This window comes from Abyssisolibacter fermentans (assembly GCF_001559865.1).
GTDB lineage: Bacteria > Bacillota > Clostridia > Tissierellales > MCWD3 > Abyssisolibacter > Abyssisolibacter fermentans.
In genome coordinates, this window is record NZ_LOHE01000090.1 from 145,466 (window position 1) to 164,604 (window position 19,139).

General features: G+C 30.2%; 19 protein-coding genes. 1 reads left to right on the forward strand and 18 read right to left on the reverse strand.

The window, feature by feature from the left end:
- Window positions 1-16: 16 nt before the first annotated feature.
- From AYC61_RS17790 to AYC61_RS17805, 4 genes are all read right to left on the reverse strand, one after another.
- Window positions 17-1,093, reverse strand: coding sequence for a flagellar hook-basal body protein (locus AYC61_RS17790; RefSeq protein ID WP_156456519.1), 1,077 nt, complete (start codon window positions 1,091-1,093; stop codon window positions 17-19).
- A gap of 163 nt (window positions 1,094-1,256) precedes the next feature.
- The gene (gene mreB, locus AYC61_RS17795; RefSeq protein ID WP_066506020.1) at window positions 1,257-2,276 is read right to left on the reverse strand and encodes a rod shape-determining protein; all 1,020 of its coding nucleotides are present in this window, start codon (window positions 2,274-2,276) and stop codon (window positions 1,257-1,259) included.
- A 659-nt stretch (window positions 2,277-2,935) separates the two neighbouring features.
- The gene (gene spoIIID, locus AYC61_RS17800) at window positions 2,936-3,190 is read right to left on the reverse strand and encodes a sporulation transcriptional regulator SpoIIID (protein ID WP_066506023.1); all 255 of its coding nucleotides are present in this window, start codon (window positions 3,188-3,190) and stop codon (window positions 2,936-2,938) included.
- Between the two features lie 149 nt (window positions 3,191-3,339).
- Window positions 3,340-4,200 (reverse strand): M23 family metallopeptidase, encoded by an 861-nt coding sequence (locus AYC61_RS17805; protein ID WP_066506026.1) that lies wholly within the window; start codon window positions 4,198-4,200, stop codon window positions 3,340-3,342.
- 212 nt (window positions 4,201-4,412) lie between these two features.
- On the opposite strand from AYC61_RS17805, the gene spoIID reads away from it, so the two are divergent.
- On the forward strand, window positions 4,413-5,414 hold the full coding sequence (gene spoIID, locus AYC61_RS17810) for a stage II sporulation protein D (RefSeq protein WP_066506028.1): 1,002 nt from the start codon (window positions 4,413-4,415) through the stop codon (window positions 5,412-5,414).
- A gap of 416 nt (window positions 5,415-5,830) precedes the next feature.
- On the opposite strand, the gene murA is transcribed toward spoIID, so the two are convergent.
- The 14 genes from murA to AYC61_RS17880 form a co-directional block, all read right to left on the reverse strand.
- Window positions 5,831-7,081 (reverse strand): UDP-N-acetylglucosamine 1-carboxyvinyltransferase, encoded by a 1,251-nt coding sequence (gene murA / locus AYC61_RS17815; protein ID WP_066506449.1) that lies wholly within the window; start codon window positions 7,079-7,081, stop codon window positions 5,831-5,833.
- Window positions 7,082-7,261: 180 nt separating this feature from the next.
- Window positions 7,262-8,041, reverse strand: a complete 780-nt coding sequence (locus AYC61_RS17820) for a YwmB family TATA-box binding protein (protein WP_066506037.1) — start codon at window positions 8,039-8,041, stop codon at window positions 7,262-7,264.
- 519 nt (window positions 8,042-8,560) lie between these two features.
- Entirely contained in the window at window positions 8,561-8,959 is a 399-nt protein-coding gene (locus tag AYC61_RS17825; protein ID WP_066506040.1) for a F0F1 ATP synthase subunit epsilon, read from the reverse strand.
- A 33-nt stretch (window positions 8,960-8,992) separates the two neighbouring features.
- Entirely contained in the window at window positions 8,993-10,396 is a 1,404-nt protein-coding gene (atpD, locus tag AYC61_RS17830; protein WP_066506042.1) for a F0F1 ATP synthase subunit beta, read from the reverse strand.
- A gap of 41 nt (window positions 10,397-10,437) precedes the next feature.
- Window positions 10,438-11,292 carry an ATP synthase F1 subunit gamma gene (atpG, locus tag AYC61_RS17835; RefSeq protein ID WP_066506045.1) on the reverse strand — a complete coding sequence of 285 codons (855 nt, stop codon included), beginning with the start codon at window positions 11,290-11,292 and terminating at the stop codon, window positions 10,438-10,440.
- A gap of 46 nt (window positions 11,293-11,338) precedes the next feature.
- The gene (atpA, locus tag AYC61_RS17840; protein WP_066506048.1) at window positions 11,339-12,853 is read right to left on the reverse strand and encodes a F0F1 ATP synthase subunit alpha; all 1,515 of its coding nucleotides are present in this window, start codon (window positions 12,851-12,853) and stop codon (window positions 11,339-11,341) included.
- Complete coding sequence (locus AYC61_RS17845; RefSeq protein WP_066506051.1) at window positions 12,853-13,416, reverse strand: F0F1 ATP synthase subunit delta; 564 nt, start codon at window positions 13,414-13,416, stop codon at window positions 12,853-12,855. The genes atpA and AYC61_RS17845 overlap by 1 nt, the downstream gene beginning before the upstream one ends.
- Window positions 13,404-13,910 (reverse strand): F0F1 ATP synthase subunit B, encoded by a 507-nt coding sequence (gene atpF / locus AYC61_RS17850; RefSeq protein WP_082760043.1) that lies wholly within the window; start codon window positions 13,908-13,910, stop codon window positions 13,404-13,406. Before atpF ends, AYC61_RS17845 begins: the two co-directional genes overlap by 13 nt.
- Before the next feature lie 119 nt (window positions 13,911-14,029).
- Entirely contained in the window at window positions 14,030-14,299 is a 270-nt protein-coding gene (gene atpE, locus AYC61_RS17855; RefSeq protein WP_066506056.1) for an ATP synthase F0 subunit C, read from the reverse strand.
- 65 nt (window positions 14,300-14,364) lie between these two features.
- Window positions 14,365-15,045 (reverse strand): F0F1 ATP synthase subunit A, encoded by a 681-nt coding sequence (gene atpB, locus AYC61_RS17860; RefSeq protein ID WP_242866833.1) that lies wholly within the window; start codon window positions 15,043-15,045, stop codon window positions 14,365-14,367.
- 244 nt (window positions 15,046-15,289) lie between these two features.
- Complete coding sequence (locus tag AYC61_RS17865) at window positions 15,290-15,670, reverse strand: ATP synthase subunit I (RefSeq protein WP_066506062.1); 381 nt, start codon at window positions 15,668-15,670, stop codon at window positions 15,290-15,292.
- Window positions 15,671-15,716: 46 nt separating this feature from the next.
- Entirely contained in the window at window positions 15,717-15,953 is a 237-nt protein-coding gene (locus AYC61_RS17870) for an AtpZ/AtpI family protein (protein ID WP_242866834.1), read from the reverse strand.
- Between the two features lie 710 nt (window positions 15,954-16,663).
- A complete protein-coding gene (wecB, locus tag AYC61_RS17875) occupies window positions 16,664-17,782 on the reverse strand; it encodes a non-hydrolyzing UDP-N-acetylglucosamine 2-epimerase (RefSeq protein ID WP_275935265.1) in 1,119 nt (372 codons plus the stop codon).
- A gap of 55 nt (window positions 17,783-17,837) precedes the next feature.
- Window positions 17,838-18,905 (reverse strand): MraY family glycosyltransferase, encoded by a 1,068-nt coding sequence (locus AYC61_RS17880; RefSeq protein WP_066506072.1) that lies wholly within the window; start codon window positions 18,903-18,905, stop codon window positions 17,838-17,840.
- Window positions 18,906-19,139: the final 234 nt, after the last annotated feature.

Consider the following 19,139-nt stretch of genomic DNA (forward strand, 5'->3'; position numbering starts at 1 on the left):
CCTCCTTGTACTATTCTTATACTCTACCTATTTCATTGGCAGCCTTTGAAAGCATTTCATCCAAAGATTTTATTACTTTCTGATTTGATTCATAGTTTCTCATCACATTTATTACATTAACCATCTCTTTGATAGAGCTAATATTCGAATGTTCTAAATACCCTCTGAGTACATTCCCTTCAAATGGCATTTCTTCAGCTTCCATTCCTTCTTCTATTTTATAAAGACTATCTCCACATTTTCTTAAGTGCTCAACATTCTTAACGTTAACTATATCTAGCTTATCTATAACTTCACCATCTTTTATTATTTCACCATTTTCATTTATCAAAAAGCTGTCACCTTCAGGTATTATTGACCCATATTGCCCTAATACAAAATATCCTTCTGAAGTGATTATTTCTCCCAAATTATTTAAAGAAAACGAACCGTCTCTAGTATATCTAACACCTTGTGGCGTCTGTATTTTGAAAAATCCTTTACCTTTCATACCAAAATCTAATGAATTACCAGTATTGTATAATTCTCCTTGAGAAAAATCTGTTGCAATGTTGCTTAATCTAACGCCTCCACTTGTCGTACCTATTACATCAAAACTAGGGAATGTAACAATATTATCTATTTTTTGACCATCTGAATATATATTCCCCATTTTGTCTATATCGAAATTTTCTTTGTTAACTATTATAGGTCCTTTTCTACCAAGAATATAACTCTTCCCATTTGTGTTCAAGGAGTTGTCCGAATTTCTACTAAAAGTTCTTAAATACCCTTCTTTGTCAACAGTAAATTTTATCTCTCTTGCATATCCATTTCCAGCATCTGTTTTTACTTTGAAATAACCTGAATTTATGGATGCAGTACAAATAAAATCTTCATCCTTTTGATATTTTACACCTTTAAATTTTTCATGGTTATCCATATCAAATTTATCATTTATTTTACTTAATAATATTTCTGGAAATGCTTCAGTAATAACTACATCCTTCTTGTAGCCATTTGTGTTAGCATTTGCTAAGTTGTTAGATGTTACATCTATTTTTTTTTGGTTTTGTAACAATGATGTAGTTGATATATATATTGACCTGAACAATGAAGTCACTCCTTCTTTCTATCGCTATTACTATAATCGGTACAAATAGGATTGAGCTTTAATATTTTTTTACAAAATCTATATTAACTATATCTTATCAAAATATACTGTCCAATTTCTATAAAAAAATATTAATAGGTCTTAGTTCCTAATAGTTTTTATTCTATCTTCTAGCATTATCTGTTATTAAACTTGTTTCTAACATATCAATCCATTCTAATGATTTTCCAGTACCCTTTGCAACACATGATATAGGTTCTTCTACTATTGTAACCTTTGTCCCTGTTCTTTCTGATATTAGCTTATCTAATCCATATAACAGCGAACCTCCTCCTGTCATTACCATACCTTTATTGCTAATATCTGCTGCAAGTTCTGGAGGAGTTCTTTCTAATACAGAATGAACTGCATCAGCTATTGCAGTAACTGGTTCGTATAATGCTTCTTCCATATTTGAAGATCCAATCTTTAATGTCGTTGGTAATCCTGTTACAAGATTTCTACCTCTAACATCCATGAAAGCTTCTTTTGTTCTCTTATACGCAGTTCCTATGTTTATCTTCATTCTTTCTGCTGTTCTTTCACCAATCAACATACTATGTTTTTTCCTCATATATCTAATAATTGCTTCATCAAATTTGTCTCCTGCTATTTTTATAGATCTACTTACAACTATTCCTCCTAAAGAAATCACTGCTATATCGGTAGTTCCACCGCCCATATCTATTATCATATTTCCATCTGGTTGTGTTATATCTAATCCTGCTCCTATTGCTGCTGCTATTGGTTCTTCTATAAGATATGTCTTAATTGCTCCAGCTTGATTACTTGCATCTATTACTGCTCTTTTTTCAACCTCTGTAACACCACTTGGTACGCAAACAATAATTCTTGGTTTAAAAAAACGTCTTCCTGCTGACTTATTAATAAAATGTCTTAACATACGCTCAGTTATTTCATAGTCAGAAATAACACCATCTCTAAGTGGCCTAATCGCAACAATATTACCTGGAGTTTTTCCAAGCATTTGTCTAGCTTCTTCTCCTACTGCTTTAAGCTTCCCTGTATTCTTATCAATAGCTACTACAGATGGTTCTTGAAGCACTATTCCTTTTCCTTTAATATAAACTAAAACACTAGCAGTACCTAAATCAATTCCTATATCTGCTCTCAAAGAAAACATTTACAGCCCCCCACTTTCAATCTAATAATAAAATGTATAATAAAGTCGTATTTCAACAAACCTTACGAATATAGGAACACATTAAATTTAAAAGTATCATAAAGAATTAAAACCGAAATGTATTTAAAATCCAAAATTATTCATAAATTAATATTTTAACCCTGATTATTCATATAACTCCCGATAATATGCTGTAAGTTTCTGAATTAGAAGATTTCAGTGAATTCGAAGGCATACCGAGTTGGTATGTCGAAAATTTAATGGATATCTTATAACAAGGATATTATTAATGAATCTCCTCTTCAGTTAAATCATAGGAATAAGCGATTCACACCAAATCAAGATTTGGGTTCACTGCTCATAATTTTCTATGAATAATCTGGGTTTCTATATGTAACTTAATATTAATAAACTACAACTCATCTTTGTATGAGTAAGCATTCAAACCAAATCAAGATTTGAGTTCTCTGCTTGTAATAATTCGGATAATTTGACAAAATATGATTTTATAATCATACTTATGTAGTAAATTAGTACTATTTATTTTATTTCTATAGATTTGGCTTATATTCCTCTATTTTGAATTAAATATATGACAAAAAAATTACCCCTCAAAATGAAGGGATAATTTCTATTGTATTTAATTTTCTTCCTTTTCTTCATCCACTTAAGGATTTGTATTTCATCTTTGTTGCTATACCGCCTCTAATGTGTCTTTCAGCCTTATTCTTATCTAGAACTTCTTTAACCTTCATAGATATAAGAGGGTTTATCCTTGGAAGGCGTTCAGTTACATCTTTGTGCACAGTGCTTTTACTAACTCCGAAAATATTGGCCGTTTGTCGAACGGTTGCCTTTTCTTTTATAATATATTTTGCAATCTCTAATGCTCTTTCCTCTATATAATCTTTCATATGTCTAAACCCCCCTTGCCATAGGTATTATTTATTTTTTACATTTTATGCTTATAAAAATCATAATAGAACACTTATTGGACTTAAATTATCCCTGATTATTCATATATATAAATTTTGTTCACATTCATAGTACTTAATTTCTATTATTAATTTTTTTTGTTGATAAAATCAGGTAAGTACTTTTGTGGGTCAACATATTCGCCATTTAATATTAGCTCAAAATGTAAATGTGGACCCTGTACTAACTCAAATCCAATTCCTTTTCCAACACCACTTATAGGATCACCTTTTTTTACTTGTTGCCCTTTTTTAACCATTTTATCTGTTGATAGACAAGAATATTTGCTTATTATTCCTTGCCCATGATCTATAGTTATAGTTATTCCTAATTCATCATTTGTATTTACATCAATTACTTTACCATCTAAAACTGCTTTTACTACATTTCCTTGTCTAGCTTGTATATCAATACCATTATGTATACACCATTGCTCTAATGTTTTTGAATAAACTAAACTATCATTAGCAAATTCTTTTGTAATTGTTCCTACAACAGGTACAATAATAGTCTTCAATACTTTCAATTGGTTTTTTTCGCTTTTATCAGCAGCGACAACCTCTACAGCTTGTTTCTCTTTTGTCTTTTGTTTTGAAGCCTCATCTTTTATATTTTGCAAAGATTCATCAGCTTCATAAACTTTATTGTCTTCTTTGGCATTTACTTGATATATAGGATTATTAATAGCTTCATCATTTTCATCATATGTGCTATAATCACTAAAAATATTTTCTATGTCCTTTTTTTTGTCATTTAATTCAACCTGTGTATTTTCTTTTAAGCTCTTATATCTCTTAATATTTTGCTTAGAAACAAATACCGAGGTTATCGCTACTATGCAAATACAAATGAATAGTACAAAGTAAAAGCTTTCATTGCTAAACTTTGTTTTAAACTTACCAACTAGTTGTCTTAATTTTCTTTTGTCATTGTAATTATTTTCATCCAAGTTTCTCCCCTCCGATTACAACCAATAATTTCTTTATTATTATTTCCATTAAATTATATATTATACAATTGCATCAAATTTTTTTAAATTCTTTTAAATAAAATCATTTAAAATTCTTTTTCTAAACTTTTATTATCTTTATCATCTGTAATAAAAGTATTATTTTTTGAATAAATATTATATATATAGTAACTAGCGAAAAGGAGGAAGATATGAAAAACATATTTGCAGTTATATTGTTTATATTATTTATTACTATAATAATTCCAATAGGTGTCATGCAAAGTTGTGATATCATTATTGGAAACAAGGATATTATAGATGATTTAGATGATTTAGAAGATTTAGATGAAAATATGATTATTAGTCTATATGATACAAAAACACAAGTAGTATTTGAAATTCCTCTTGAAGAATATATAATGGGTGTAGTTGCTGCAGAAATGCCTGCTCAATTTGATTTGGAAGCTTTAAAGGCTCAAGCTGTTGCAGCTAGAACCTTCGCTCTATATAGGATTAATAAATATTCTGATGGCCACCCAAGTCATCCTGATGCTGCTTTATGCAACGGTATACATTGTCAGGCATGGTTATCAAAAGAGAGTCTTGAAAAAGCTCATGATAAAAATTGGATGCTTGAATATTGGCCTAAGATACAAAAATCTGTATTAAGTACTAAGGGTGAAATTTTAACATATGAGGGTAAACTTATTGAACCTCTTTTCCATTCGGTTAGTGGTGGTATTACTGAAGATTCAGAAGAATACTTTGCATCAAAAATGGAATATCTCAGAAGTGTTCCCAGTCCATATGAAGAAGGCGCTCCTAGACTCCATGGTAAAATTGAATTATCTATTGATTCTTTTATTAATAAACTTGAAAACAAATATCCAAACATACATCTCACTCCTGATAATATAAAAGATAAAATCATCTTAGTTAATAAAAGCAACTCTGGTAGAATAAAAGAAGTTAAAATAGATAATGAAACTGTTTCTGGTAGGGATTTAAGAGAATTATTTAATTTAAATTCAACAAATTTCAAGATTTATGTATTAACCGATAAAAACGAAATTCAAATTGAAACAGTTGGCTTCGGTCATGGTGTAGGAATGAGCCAATGGGGTGCAAACGGTATGGGTAAGAAAGGATATACTTATACAGATATACTTAAACATTATTATACAGGTATCAAATTAGAACAAATGTATTAAACTTAATAATCCAGATTATTTATAGAAATTATAAACAGTGAACTAAAATCTATAATTTTATGTGAAGCACTAACTCCTGAGTAGAGAACAGAAATCTATGTTTTCTTGTGAATCACTTCCTCCTAGGAATGAAATGAGTAATGAGTTTCATATTAGAGAAGAATAAGAGATTCATTTAATAAATATCCTTCTGATTATAAATTATCTATTTAATACGGGCATATCAATTCGGTATGTCTTCGAATTCACTTGAATCTTCTAATTCAAAATTATACATCACACACTTGGGGAGTCATATGATATCATGGATAATTAATTTGGAACTATCTACATACGAATAACCTAGTTTTAGTTCTCTACTGAAAAAGGCTATCTCACTATAGAAAGATATCTTTCTATCTTGAAACAGCCTTTTTTTAAACTCTAAATATATTAGCACCTAAATTTGAAAGTTTTTGTTCTATGTTCACATATCCTCTGTCTATATGATATATATCAGTAATTTCTGTACTTTCACTGGAAACTAATCCAGCTATTATTAATGCTACGCCTGCTCTTAAATCTGTAGCTTTTACAGGTGCTCCTGTTAATTCCTTAGTACCTTCTATTATTGCACTTCTTCCATCGATTTTTATTGCTGCACCCATTCTTCTTAATTCATTTACATGCATAAATCTGTTTTCAAAAACCGTCTCTACTATAACACTTGTTCCTTTTGCTACACCCATTAACGCCATGAATTGAGCTTGCATATCAGTTGGAAACCCTGGATAAGGTAATGTTTTTACATCAACTGCTTTAATAGGGTTATTGCCAATTACTCTAACTTCATCAGTACCTTCAATCACTTTAACATCAGCTTCTCTAAGCTTCGCTATAATTGGTTTTATATGACTTGTAAGTACATTTTGTATGATCACATCACCATTTGTTATAGCTGCTGCAACCATATATGTTCCTGCTTCAATTCTATCTGGTATAATAGTATGTGTACAACCTTTAAGCTCACTTACTCCATTAATTCTTATTGTATTTGTTCCAGCTCCATTAATTTTTGCTCCCATATTGCTTAAATAATTTGCCAAATCTACTATTTCAGGTTCTTGTGCTGCGTTTTCAATTATAGTCTCTCCCTGTGCTAAAGATGCAGCCATCATCACATTTTCAGTAGCTCCAACACTAGGAAAATCCATATATATCCTGCTGCCAACAAGTTTATCTGCCTTTGCATCAATATACCCATGACCTAAGGTAATATTAGCACCTAATGCTTTTAGCCCTTTTAAATGTAGATCTATAGGTCGAGAACCAATAGCACAACCACCTGGTAAAGAAACTCTCGCCTTCCCTTTTCTTGCTAATAATGGTCCTAATATTAAAAATGATGCTCTCATTTTCCTCATTAACTCATATGGTGCTTCACTCTTTAACAATAAAGCTGAGTTTATTTCCAATGAATCATTTGATAACCACTTGACTTTTACCCCCAAAGAGGCTAGTACCTGACAAATTACTTCAACATCCATAAGCTTTGGAACATCTTTTAAAATACAACACTTATCTGTTAATAACGATGCTGCTATTATAGGTAAAGTAGAATTTTTAGAGCCGCTTATTCTAACTGTGCCTTTGAGAGAGGGGCTTTTTTTTACGATTATTTTTGACATCCTTCCCTCCTTATTGATATTTAACCCTGATAATTCATAAAATATCATAATCAATTACTCCTATAAAAATATTTAATAGGAAATTCATTGATAAGGTTCATCTGTTTATAAAATAACAATTAAATACTAAACTTATTGAAATTTTTATGTTAAAATTATATGAATTATCAGTATTTAAATCTAATAACCTGTAGTTATTAGCGGTGTAGCCATCCATATATATGTTTTATCTTCATATTCACTATATCTCATAGCTACATTTAAGTTCATTTTTTTATTACCACTAAATATATAATTTTTTATTTGTGGAGAATATGCTGACACACTAATCAAAGAATCATCATTTAACCCTTCAACAGCTTCAGCATTAATAGAATTTAGAGCTTTAAAAACTGTTTTATATCTTCTGCTCATATTTAATTCTCCCGTATAAGTACCTGTAATGCAAGTAGTAATTAGTGGCTGAGTTTCAAATTGTAAGAATATTTCCATTATCTTATCATTATATTGTTTCATTTCGTCAATATTTTGAGTATTTATGTCAATACAAAGACTTGTTTCTTCTTCATCTTTATTCTTATATGTTGATATTATTAAGGTAATGTAATTGCCATTTTTGTCTTTACCATAAGTTAAGATTTGTTTTTGCTCATCATTGTCTATTGTTTCTGTATGATAAGTTTCTTCAAGTTCTAATCTGTTGTTTTCATCATCTTGTTTTCCAACTATATCTAACTTATTGAAAATATCACTATTATATTTCTCTAATTCGTGCATGTCCAAAAAGCTATCAATTATTTTATCTGAAGCATTAATACTTACTTCCAAGAATTCAGCTTCTGTTGCACCAAAAGATGTAACTATCATATCTTCCTCATTGTTTTCAATTAATCCATCTGCACTTGTGCAGTTAATACAACATAAAAACATTATTATCATAAGTCCTAAAATCTTTTTCATAAAAACACCTCCTATGTTAAACTTGACTATACTAATTGAAGATTTCTTTCTCTTCTTTTTAATGAGGGAAAATCCAAAGTTTTAAATGCTAAAGGGGGACAAAACATTTTAAACTTTAAATCTTTCCCTCCTTATAAAGTATTAACAAAATTGAGGTGTCTTTATACATTTTTATATTTATATTTTTGATATTTTTTAAAAAATTTTTAGATACTTTATCTATCTACAATTTTATTATGAACAATTATCTATATGTGTATTCTTTTTTTATTTTAATACTAGAAGTAAACACTTTTATTTAAAACTAAACATAGAAATTTAATAAATACTTCCTAATGAGTAAAAATAAAAGTTTTTGTTTTCTACTCAAAATCATAGATTTGGGTTATCTATTTTGTTGATTTTGGGCTTATATGTTTTTATTATTATATGAATTTATCTATTTTTCCCAGCAAACAAATGAACCGTCCCCTTGTTTGGGTGCGCTACAAATAAAAAAACCGAGATTGTCTCGGTTTTTTACTCTGCTATTCTAATTCTGTTAATAGCTTTTTTAAGTGCTATTTCAGCTCTTGCTACATCTGTATCTTTATTTTCTTTTTTTAATCTCTCTTCAGCTCTTATTTTGGCTGCTTCAGCTCTTTTTACATCTATATCTTGAGCCCATTCAGCAGCATCAGTTATTATTGTTGTCTTTTCTTTCTCAACCTCGATATATCCAGAAGCGATTGACGCTTCTCTCATTTCACCATCTATTTGTACTTTAATTTTTCCTATACCTAATACAGTAACTAATGGAACATGATTTTTAAGTATTCCTATATCACCCTCTGTTCCTCTGACAATAATCATTTCTACGTCATCTTCAAAAAATTTCTTGTCAGGAGTTACTATCTCTAATCTAAATTTTGATGCCACTATATCACCTCCAACTATTTTGAGGTTTTAATTTTATTGGTTTGCCATAGCTTTAGCTTTTTCTGCCGCCTCATCTATAGTACCTACATATAAGAAGGCTGCTTCTGGTAAATCATCATGTTTACCTTCTAATATTTCTTTAAAGCCTCTTACAGTTTCTTTTATTGGTACATATGCTCCTGGAATACCTGTAAACTGTTCAGCTACACCAAATGGTTGTGATAAGAAACGTTGAATTCTTCTTGCTCTTGCAACTATAATCTTATCTTCTTCTGAAAGTTCATCCATACCAAGTATTGCTATAATATCTTGTAATTCTTTTTGTCTTTGTAATATTTCTTGCACGTCACGAGCTACTTTGTAATGTTCCTCTCCTATTATAGCAGGATCCAAAATTCTAGATGTAGAATCTAATGGATCAACTGCTGGATAAATACCAAGCTCAACTATCTGACGTGAAAGAACTGTTTTGGCATCAAGATGCGCAAATGTTGTAGCTGGTGCAGGGTCAGTTAAGTCATCTGCTGGTACATATACTGCCTGTACTGAAGTTATTGAACCCTTCTTAGTAGATGTTATTCTTTCTTGTAATTGTCCCATCTCTGTTGCTAATGTTGGTTGGTATCCAACCGCACTTGGCATACGTCCAAGAAGTGCTGAAACCTCAGATCCAGCTTGAGTGAATCTAAATATGTTGTCAATAAACAACAGAACGTCCTGTCCTTCTACATCTCTAAAATGCTCTGCCATAGTTAAACCAGAAAGCGCAACACGCATTCTTGCTCCAGGCGGCTCGTTCATTTGACCAAATACAAGTGCTGTTTTATCAATAACACCTGATTCTATCATTTCATAATAAAGGTCATTACCTTCTCTAGTTCTTTCTCCAACACCTGCAAAAACAGAAAGTCCACCATGTTCTTTTGCTATGTTCCTGATTAACTCTTGAATTAATACTGTCTTACCAACTCCTGCTCCTCCGAACAGTCCTATTTTACCACCTTTTGAATATGGTGCAATAAGATCAACTACTTTAATTCCCGTTTCAAATATTTCAGTTGTTGTCTGTTGGTCTTCAAATTTTGGTGCTAATCTATGGATAGGAGCTCTTTTAGTAGCTTTTGCTGCTCCTCTTTCATCTATAGGTTCTCCTAGTACATTAAACATTCTACCAAGAGTCTCTTTTCCTACTGGAACTGATATAGGATTACCCAAATCTACTGCTTCCATTCCTCTAGTGAAACCATCTGTAGATTCCATAGATATACATCTTACAATATCATTACCTATATGTTGTGCTACTTCAACTATTATTTTTTTGTCGTTTAATGGTATTTCAATAGCATTTAATAGCTTTGGTAAGTTGTCTTCATCGAATCTTATATCCACTACCGGACCGATTACCTGAACAACTTTTCCAATATTGTTTACAGCCATGTATTTCAACTCCTTTCATCTCTGGCAAGTAATTTTATAGTTTATTCAAGTGCACCTGCTCCTCCTACTATCTCTGAAATTTCCTGAGTAATAGCTGCTTGACGAGCTCTGTTATAACTTAATTGAAGCTTATCTATCATTTCTTCAGCATTATCCGTAGCTGATTCCATAGCCGTTCTACGAGAACCCTGCTCACTTGCCGAGGATTCGATTAAACCTCCATAAATAGCACTATATATATACTTTGGTATCAAGTAACCTAATACTGCTTCAGGTGAAGGTTCATACTCTACCAAGGTTCTTTTTGACTTATCTTCACTTTTAAGATTTTCAGCCGGAAGTAACTTTAATACTTTAGGTTGATACGTCACAGTACTAACAAAGCTTGTATACACAAGATTTATTTCATCTATTTCTCCATCTTTATACAATTTTAAAGCTAGAGAACCAATTTTTAGTGCATCTGCGTATGTTGGATTCTCAGAAATTTGTGTGAAGGACTGTTTTATATCATAGTTCCTTCTTTCAAAATAAGATTTAGCTTGTGAACCAATACTTATGATAGCAATTTCACTTTTGTCTCTATCACTTTTTTCAACAAGCTTCAATACATTACTATTATATCCACCACACAAGCCTCTATCTGAGGTCAGAACAATATAAAGCACCTTTTTTACATCTCTCTTAGTTAATAAAGGATGTCTTACACCATCAGTATTTGATAATATATCATTTATACTTCTAACAACTGTATCAAAATATGGTCTGGTTTTTTCAAGTCTACCTCTAGCTTTCCTAAGCTTTGCTGACGAAACAAGCTCCATGGCTTTTGTTATTTTTTTAGTATTTGAAACACTTCGAATACGTCTTTTTATATCTCTCATTCCTTGAGCCATTGTATCACCTCCATCTCCCTTTAGGAGTTAAGCTTGCTATTGATAACTACATAGTTACCTTGAAATTTGCTTTGAATTCTTCTATAGCTTTTATCAGCTCTGCTTCAATGTCTTCTGTAAGATTTTGTGTTTCAATAATTTTTTGACCTACCTCAGGGTAATTATTGTCCATAAATCCTAAGAATTCATCTTGGAAAGCAGTTATTTTTTCAACTGGTATATCACTTAGATGCTTCTTAGTAACGGCGTATATCATCATTACTTGTTTTTCAACAGGTACTGGTGAATATTGTGGTTGTTTTAGTATCTCCATAATTCTTTCACCTTGAGCAAGTGTAGCTTGAGTATCAGGGTCTAAATCTGAACCAAACTGAGCAAAAGCCGCAAGTTCTCTATATTGTCCTAAATCAAGTCTTAACGTACCTGATACTTTTTTCATAGCTTTAATTTGTGCTGATCCACCAACACGAGATACTGATAATCCCGCATTAACAGCAGGTCTCTGTCCAGCATAGAATAACTCAGACTCTAGGAATATCTGACCATCTGTTATGGATATAACATTTGTTGGTATATATGCTGAAATATCTCCTGCTAGAGTTTCTATTATTGGTAGAGCTGTTATAGAACCTCCACCATATTTATCGTCAATTCTAGCTGCTCTTTCAAGTAGTCTTGAATGCAGATAGAAAACATCACCTGGATATGCTTCACGTCCTGGTGGTCTTTTTAGTAACAATGACATAGTACGATATGCAACCGCATGTTTAGAAAGATCATCATATACAATCAAAACATCCTTACCATTAAACATGAATTCCTCTGCCATAGTAACTCCTGCATATGGTGCTATATATTGAAGTGGTGCTAGCTCACTTGCACCAGCTGTTACAATAATACTATAGCCCATAGCATCATTCTGTTCTAAAGTCTCTGCAATCTTTGCAACAGTCGATTTTTTCTGTCCTATTGCAACGTATATACAGATAACATCTTTACCTTTTTGGTTAATAATAGTGTCTATTGCTAATGCAGTTTTACCTGTTTGTCTGTCTCCTATTATAAGCTCTCTTTGTCCTCTACCTATTGGAATCATTGAATCTATTGCTTTAATACCTGTTTGAAGTGGTACTGATACAGATTTTCTAGCAATTACACCAGTTGCTTTTGATTCTACAGGTCGAAACTTATCAGTATTAATAGGTCCTTTACCATCTATTGGCTGTCCTAAAGCATTAACAACTCTACCTATCATAGGATCTCCAACAGGAACCTCTACGATTCTCTCTGTTCTTTTAACTACATCGCCTTCTTTTATATTTTCATCAGAACCTAAAAGAACACAACCGACATTATCCTCTTCAAGGTTTAATGCCATACCATAAACATCACCTTCAAACTCTAAAAGCTCTCCAGCCATGCAATTTTCTAATCCATGAATCCTAGCTATACCGTCTCCAACTTGTATAACAGTACCCACATCTACAACATCAAGCTTTCTTTCATACTTTTTTATTTGCTCTTTTATAATCGAACTAATTTCTTCAGGTCTAAGGTTCATCAGTTTTTCACCCCTATCTTTGCAACTTTTATGCTGTTAAGTATACCTTGGATTTCGTTTAATTGTCCTTTAACACTAGCATCTATAACTCTATCACCAATTCTAACTAAAACTCCACCCATTATGTTATCATCAATAATATTTTGTAGTATAACCTTGCTATTTAATTTTTTAGAAAGGTTATCTTGAAGCTTAAGTATTTCATCTTTTGTCATTTCAATAGCTGTTATAGCTTTTGCTTCTATTATTCCCTGCTCTTTATTAGACAATTGTATATATTCTTTTTTTATATCATCTAGATATTTTTCTCTACCTTTATCTATAATAATATACATAAAATTCAATATTTCTTTTGAAGCCTGTTTTTTTAATAATGCATCAACAATATCCTTCTTTTCATTCTTAGATAGTTTTGGATGTTCAAAGATCACTTTTAATTTAGGTTCACTTTGAAAAATATCATTTATTGAAGATATTTCTTCTTTAAATTCATTTAATTTATCCATTTCTAAAGCTACTTCGAATAAAGCTTCTGCATATCTTTTTCCAACTAATTGCGCCATTTGCTTTCCCCTACCTCATTGATAAATTTATTTATCATATTTTTATGGGTTTTTTCATCAAGCTTTTGTTCAACAACTTTTGTAGCTGCCATCATTGCAATAGTTACTACCTCTTGTTTTAAATCCTCAGCTGCTTTTTCTTTCTGTCTTTCAATTTCTTTATTTGCCTTATTTAAAATATCGTTAGCATCTACCTTAGCATTTGCAACGATTTCTTCTCTGATTTGATCTCCTCTTTTTCTAGAAGCTTCTACGATTCCTTTAGCTTCATTTTTAGCTTCACTAATTTTCAGCTCATAATCTTTTCTTAATTCTTCAGCTTCTATTTTCTTATTTTCAGCAAACTTAATATCTTTTGCTATAGCTTCTTTTCTATCATTTAGCATCTTAGAAACTGGTTTGTATAACTTGTATGCTATAACAGAAAACAAAAATATAGTTGCCAATATTTGCAAACCAAAGTTTACTATATCAGGTAACACATTTACTTGCATTGGTTGTGCCTCCTTTCCTTAAATATGCGGAGTAAATCTATTTGAATTTATTTTATTATTTACTACAACAAGAGATGGGAATGTACCCATCTCATAAGTACATTCATACTAAGCATATCTTATAACGCACCTAGTAATGGTCTAACAAATAGTAATATTATAGCTATAACTAAGCCATAGATACCAGTTGTCTCTGCAACCGCTTGACCAAGAATCATAGTTTTTATGATATCTCCTTGAGCTTCAGGTTGTCTTCCAACTCCTTCAGCAGCTTTACCAGCAGCATAACCCTGTCCTATTCCAGGTCCTATACCTGCTATCATAGCTAAACCAGCACCAATTGCTGAACATCCTAATATGAACGCTTCATTACTAATACCTTGTATCATTTATGTTTCCTCCTTTTTAATTATCAATTTTATTTTTTTAACCACTAAATTATGGTTTTTTTACATTAATCATCCATTGCCATAGATATAAACACCATAGTTAACATCATAAATATGAAAGTTTGTATTAAACCTGAAAAAATATCAAAATATGCATGGAAAACAGGTGTTATTAACGGTGCCACAAGGCCTAAAGCTGAATATAGTAAACCCATAATTATAACACCACTTAATATATTACCAAACAAACGGAATGATAAAGATACTGGGTTTGCTAATTCTCCCAAAAGATTTAATGGAAATAATAAGAATACCGGTTCAAAATATCCTTTAACATATCCTTTTAATCCTTTTGATTTCAACCCATAATACTGAGTTAATACAAATGTAATTATAGCCAAAGCTAAGGTAACATTATAGTCTGATGTTGGAGGTGTAAATCCTAGAAGACCGAAAAGATTAGCTACAGCTAAATACATCGCTAATGTTAATATGTATGGAGCAAATTTCATCTTATCTGGTCCCATGGTACTGCTTACTAAAGATTGTATACCTTCAACTACTATCTCAATAATATTCAAAATGCCTTTTGGTTTTTCATTAGGCTTAGCTTTTTTTGCTTTATTGCCTACATAAATTGCAAATATAGAAAGTAAAATAACTATTACCCATGAATTAACTACTGAGTCATGAATATATATTTCCTTGCCAGCCATTTCAAAAACAATACCCATTTTATCACCCAAGTTCATAACCTCCTTTCATAAAAAAATATTATTCTCTGATTATTCATATCTTATAGCAATGTAGAATTTTTTATTTATGAATAATCTGGAATTATATATTAAAATATAATTAATAGCTAAATAAGCAATTAATTTGCTTTAATATTAAGTAATTTTTTAATGTTATATATTTCACAAATAGTTTTTATATTATAATTTCATATTATATCAAAATTTTTAATAAATAATCAAAATTATTTTATTTTTATTTTTTTTTTAATATTAAATCAATAAATGTATCTGATATTATAACTAATTTCACCATGAAAAATCCTAAAATAGTTGTAAAAAGATTTATATAATCTGCCTTAGCAGCAATTATTAGTACCACTCCATAAATTATGTATCTTATAATATAGTTCCCCATTACGTAACCCATAATACTCTTTGGGTTCATTTGTGTTGATTTTGCTAAAGTTATCGACATTAATCTAAAATTTAAAACATTAATTGTAGAACCAAAAACTATTCCATATACATATTGCTTAGGTTCTCTAAAAACAAAAAATGATATTCCTATTAATATTAAGTTAATAATTACTACTCTTTTTAATATAGTTTTGAAAGTATTCTCTAATAGGCTCAAATTATCACCTCATAATATTTCTAAAAGTTTGTTAAATATACATCAATCATTTTTTATCACTATTTGTACCCTTAGTAGCAATTTTATATAAATTCATAAAGGAAATTATTATTCCTAGTATTGTAAATACACACAGAAATATAATATCTATCCCTAGTAGCTTATCTATGTAATTGCCTAAAAATACTCCTCCAACTATCGGCACTAGCATAGATATGCCTATTTGGCTTACTAAAGCTAAATTCCGTAAAATTTGAGCATAGCTTTTCTTTTTCATCATCATAATTTTCAACTACTTTCCGTACCATTCGTATATTATATATTAAATATTTCAATTTGTAAATTGTGCAAAATTTATCAGTTAAAATATTTTATCAGTTTGACCAATTATTATTATTCTAAATGTTATAATACATTTCTTTATTACTGCATTTCAATAAAATTTATTTAAATTTATAATTTCAAATAAACTCAAAACAACTTTTCAATCTATTAAACTATTTATAGAAAATAAAATACTAAAATCAGAGAACTATAATCTGAATGAATTACTTCAATGAAGATACCTGTTTATAAGATACCATTAAATGGAGGGGATCTCACCTTGGTATACCTTCGAATTCACTAAAATTATGACTGCAAAATTATAATTTAAATATAGTCTTATCTGTTTTAACATAATCAAGGCAATTTTAAATCTAGATATTTTGATATTTTGCTCTAATTAAATAGAATTTAATTACTAAAGAAATATTACTTTTCTTTTTGTCCAAAATATATTCCATATCTTTAGTATAGTACTTTATTAATACTATATGTCAAGGATATTTTTAAATAGTTTAAATTTCTTGTCAAATTTTATATATTCTTTGCAAAAATTATAAGGCACAGTTCCCCAAATATGATGATGGTTATTTTGTGCCTCTTTTGTAAAGTATCTTATATTTACAATTTTATTTTGATAATTTATTTAAATTCTAATATTATTACCTTCTATTCAAAGCTTTTAATTATTATATCAACTATCCTCTCAGCAGATTTTCCATCCCCATATGGGTTGACAGCGTTAGCCATCATGTTATATGCATCTTCATCATTGATTAATAAACTCATGTCCTTATATATATCCTCTTTACATATACCTGATAATTTAGCTGTACCTGCTAATATACCTTCTGGTCTTTCTGTTTCATTCCTAACAACTAATACAGGTTTACCTAAAGATGGAGCTTCCTCTTGTATTCCACCTGAATCAGTTACAACCATATAACATTTTGATATCAAATTAGCAAAAGGCTTATAATCTAAAGGTTCTATAAGATGTACTCTTTCTAAATCTTCAAGGTATATTTTGGCTATTTCTCTTACCTTTGGATTAAGATGAATAGGAAATACGACTTCTACGTCATCATTTTCTAATACTATATCTTTAACAGCACTAAAAATATTATGCATTGGCTCACCAATATTTTCCCTTCTATGTGCTGTTATTAATATTATTTTCTTATTTTTATAATCAAGATTGTTTAATATATCATCTTCAAATTTATATTCATCACAAATAACTTCAAACAAAGCATCTATGCATGTATTTCCTGTTATGTATATTTTCTTTTCATCGTAACCTTCTTTTAGCAGATTTTCTTTATTCTTTTGAGTTGGAGCAAAATGATAATCTGCCAACACCCCTGTAAGTTTACGATTTGCTTCCTCTGGATAAGGTGAATATAAATCACCACTTCTTAATCCAGCCTCAACATGTCCTATCTTTACCTTATGATAAAATGCAGCTAATGCTCCAGCAAACACTGTTGTTGTATCTCCTTGTACTAACAATACATCTGGTTTTTCTTTTAAAATCACATCTTCTAAACCTTTTAACGATCTATTTGTCACTTGGGTTAGCGTTTGTCCATGTTCAAATATATTCAAATCATAATCTGGTTTAATATCAAATATATCTAAAACTTGATCAAGCATATCTCTATGCTGAGCTGTAACACATATTTTATGATCTATTTGTTCATTTTTGTCTAAAGCTTTAACTATAGAAGCCATTTTTACAGCCTCTGGTCTAGTACCAAAAACTGTGAGTACTTTTATTATACGCATAAATTTACCCCTTCCGTATCTATATAAAAATGAGCAAGCATTTTTCTGCTGCTCATTAATTACGTCCTGATTTTTGCTTAATTAAGTCTACCAAACTCATTTGAATAATGAGTAGTAAAATTCCTCCAGTAATCATTCCTAATACAAATGTACTTTTTTCTACATTCATACCTGTTAATACAAGTGCTAGACCACCTAATGCCATACCAATAAAGTATAACACAAGTACGGTTTGTTTCTGACTTAAACCTTTATCTAAAAGTCTATGATGCAAATGACCTTTATCAGCCTGCATAATAGGACGTCTGTTTATAAATCGTCTTAAAATAGCAAAAGCAGTATCAAATATAGGTATCCCTAATATTATAACCGGCAATACAACTGATATAGTTGTAAAGCTTTTCATAACACCCTTTACGGATATAACAGCTAACATAAAACCTAAAAATAATGCTCCTGTATCACCCATAAATATCTTAGCAGGATTAAAATTGTACGGTAAAAATCCAAAAGCTGCACCAGCTAAAATTGCTGATATTAGAATTATACCTGTATAAAAAGGAAATATATCTACAAATGTTGATGCTACAAACATCAATGATATTGAAGCAATCCCTGCAACTCCAGCTGCTAAACCATCAAGTCCATCAATTAAATTTAAAGTATTAGTTATACCTACAATCCAAAAAATTGTTATAGGTATAGATAAATAATTAAGATTTATGATTTCTCCACTAAATGGTTTTGAAATAAAGGATATTTTTATCCCTCCCCAAATCAAAACACCTGCTGCTGCTATTTGACCTAATAGCTTAATCTTTGCAGGTAAATTTTTAGTATCATCAATTATACCAGTAACTGCTATTATAGTACCACCAATTAATATGCTAATTAAACTTTTGTCCATTTGTATGTATCCTGCAAAACTAAATATTATTATACTTAGTACCGTAGAAACATATATAGCTAAGCCTCCAAGCCTAGGAATAGGTTTTTTATGAACTCGTCTCTCATCTTTTGGTATATCTATTGCTCCTAATTTATACGCTATTTTTTTTGCTAATGGAGTAGTTATATACGATATTAATAATGCTACTAAAAATGGTATGACATACTTAGTCATTATACCACTCCTTCTATTTACATAAATTGATAATTCACCTTTTGACAAAAAGTCTTCATTAAGATTTTACTTTAATTTAAAAATAAAGTCAATTATCTTAATCTTTATTATTTATAGCTGTAAATTATTGTTGCTAAATAGCATTGTCAAAAATAGATACAATATGAACTAATACGTAATGGTAAATGTATTAAAATCATTTTTTAATATTTGGGTATCAAATAACATTAGAAC

Bases quoted from the DNA above. Each gene is read 5' to 3' on its own strand.
- mreB (WP_066506020.1), bottom strand. From the start codon at position 2,276: ATGTTTTCTTTGAGAGCAGATATAGGAATTGATTTAGGTACTGCTAGT.
- spoIIID (WP_066506023.1), bottom strand. From the start codon at position 3,190: ATGAAAGATTATATAGAGGAAAGAGCATTAGAGATTGCAAAATATATT.
- spoIID (WP_066506028.1), top strand. From the start codon at position 4,413: ATGAAAAACATATTTGCAGTTATATTGTTTATATTATTTATTACTATA.
- murA (WP_066506449.1), bottom strand. From the start codon at position 7,081: ATGTCAAAAATAATCGTAAAAAAAAGCCCCTCTCTCAAAGGCACAGTT.
- AYC61_RS17820 (WP_066506037.1), bottom strand. From the start codon at position 8,041: ATGAAAAAGATTTTAGGACTTATGATAATAATGTTTTTATGTTGTATT.
- atpD (WP_066506042.1), bottom strand. From the start codon at position 10,396: ATGGCTGTAAACAATATTGGAAAAGTTGTTCAGGTAATCGGTCCGGTA.
- atpG (WP_066506045.1), bottom strand. From the start codon at position 11,292: ATGGCTCAAGGAATGAGAGATATAAAAAGACGTATTCGAAGTGTTTCA.
- atpA (WP_066506048.1), bottom strand. From the start codon at position 12,853: ATGAACCTTAGACCTGAAGAAATTAGTTCGATTATAAAAGAGCAAATA.
- AYC61_RS17845 (WP_066506051.1), bottom strand. From the start codon at position 13,416: ATGGCGCAATTAGTTGGAAAAAGATATGCAGAAGCTTTATTCGAAGTA.
- atpF (WP_082760043.1), bottom strand. From the start codon at position 13,910: ATGCAAGTAAATGTGTTACCTGATATAGTAAACTTTGGTTTGCAAATA.
- atpE (WP_066506056.1), bottom strand. From the start codon at position 14,299: ATGATACAAGGTATTAGTAATGAAGCGTTCATATTAGGATGTTCAGCA.
- AYC61_RS17870 (WP_242866834.1), bottom strand. From the start codon at position 15,953: ATGATGATGAAAAAGAAAAGCTATGCTCAAATTTTACGGAATTTAGCT.
- wecB (WP_275935265.1), bottom strand. From the start codon at position 17,782: ATGCGTATAATAAAAGTACTCACAGTTTTTGGTACTAGACCAGAGGCT.
- AYC61_RS17880 (WP_066506072.1), bottom strand. From the start codon at position 18,905: ATGACTAAGTATGTCATACCATTTTTAGTAGCATTATTAATATCGTAT.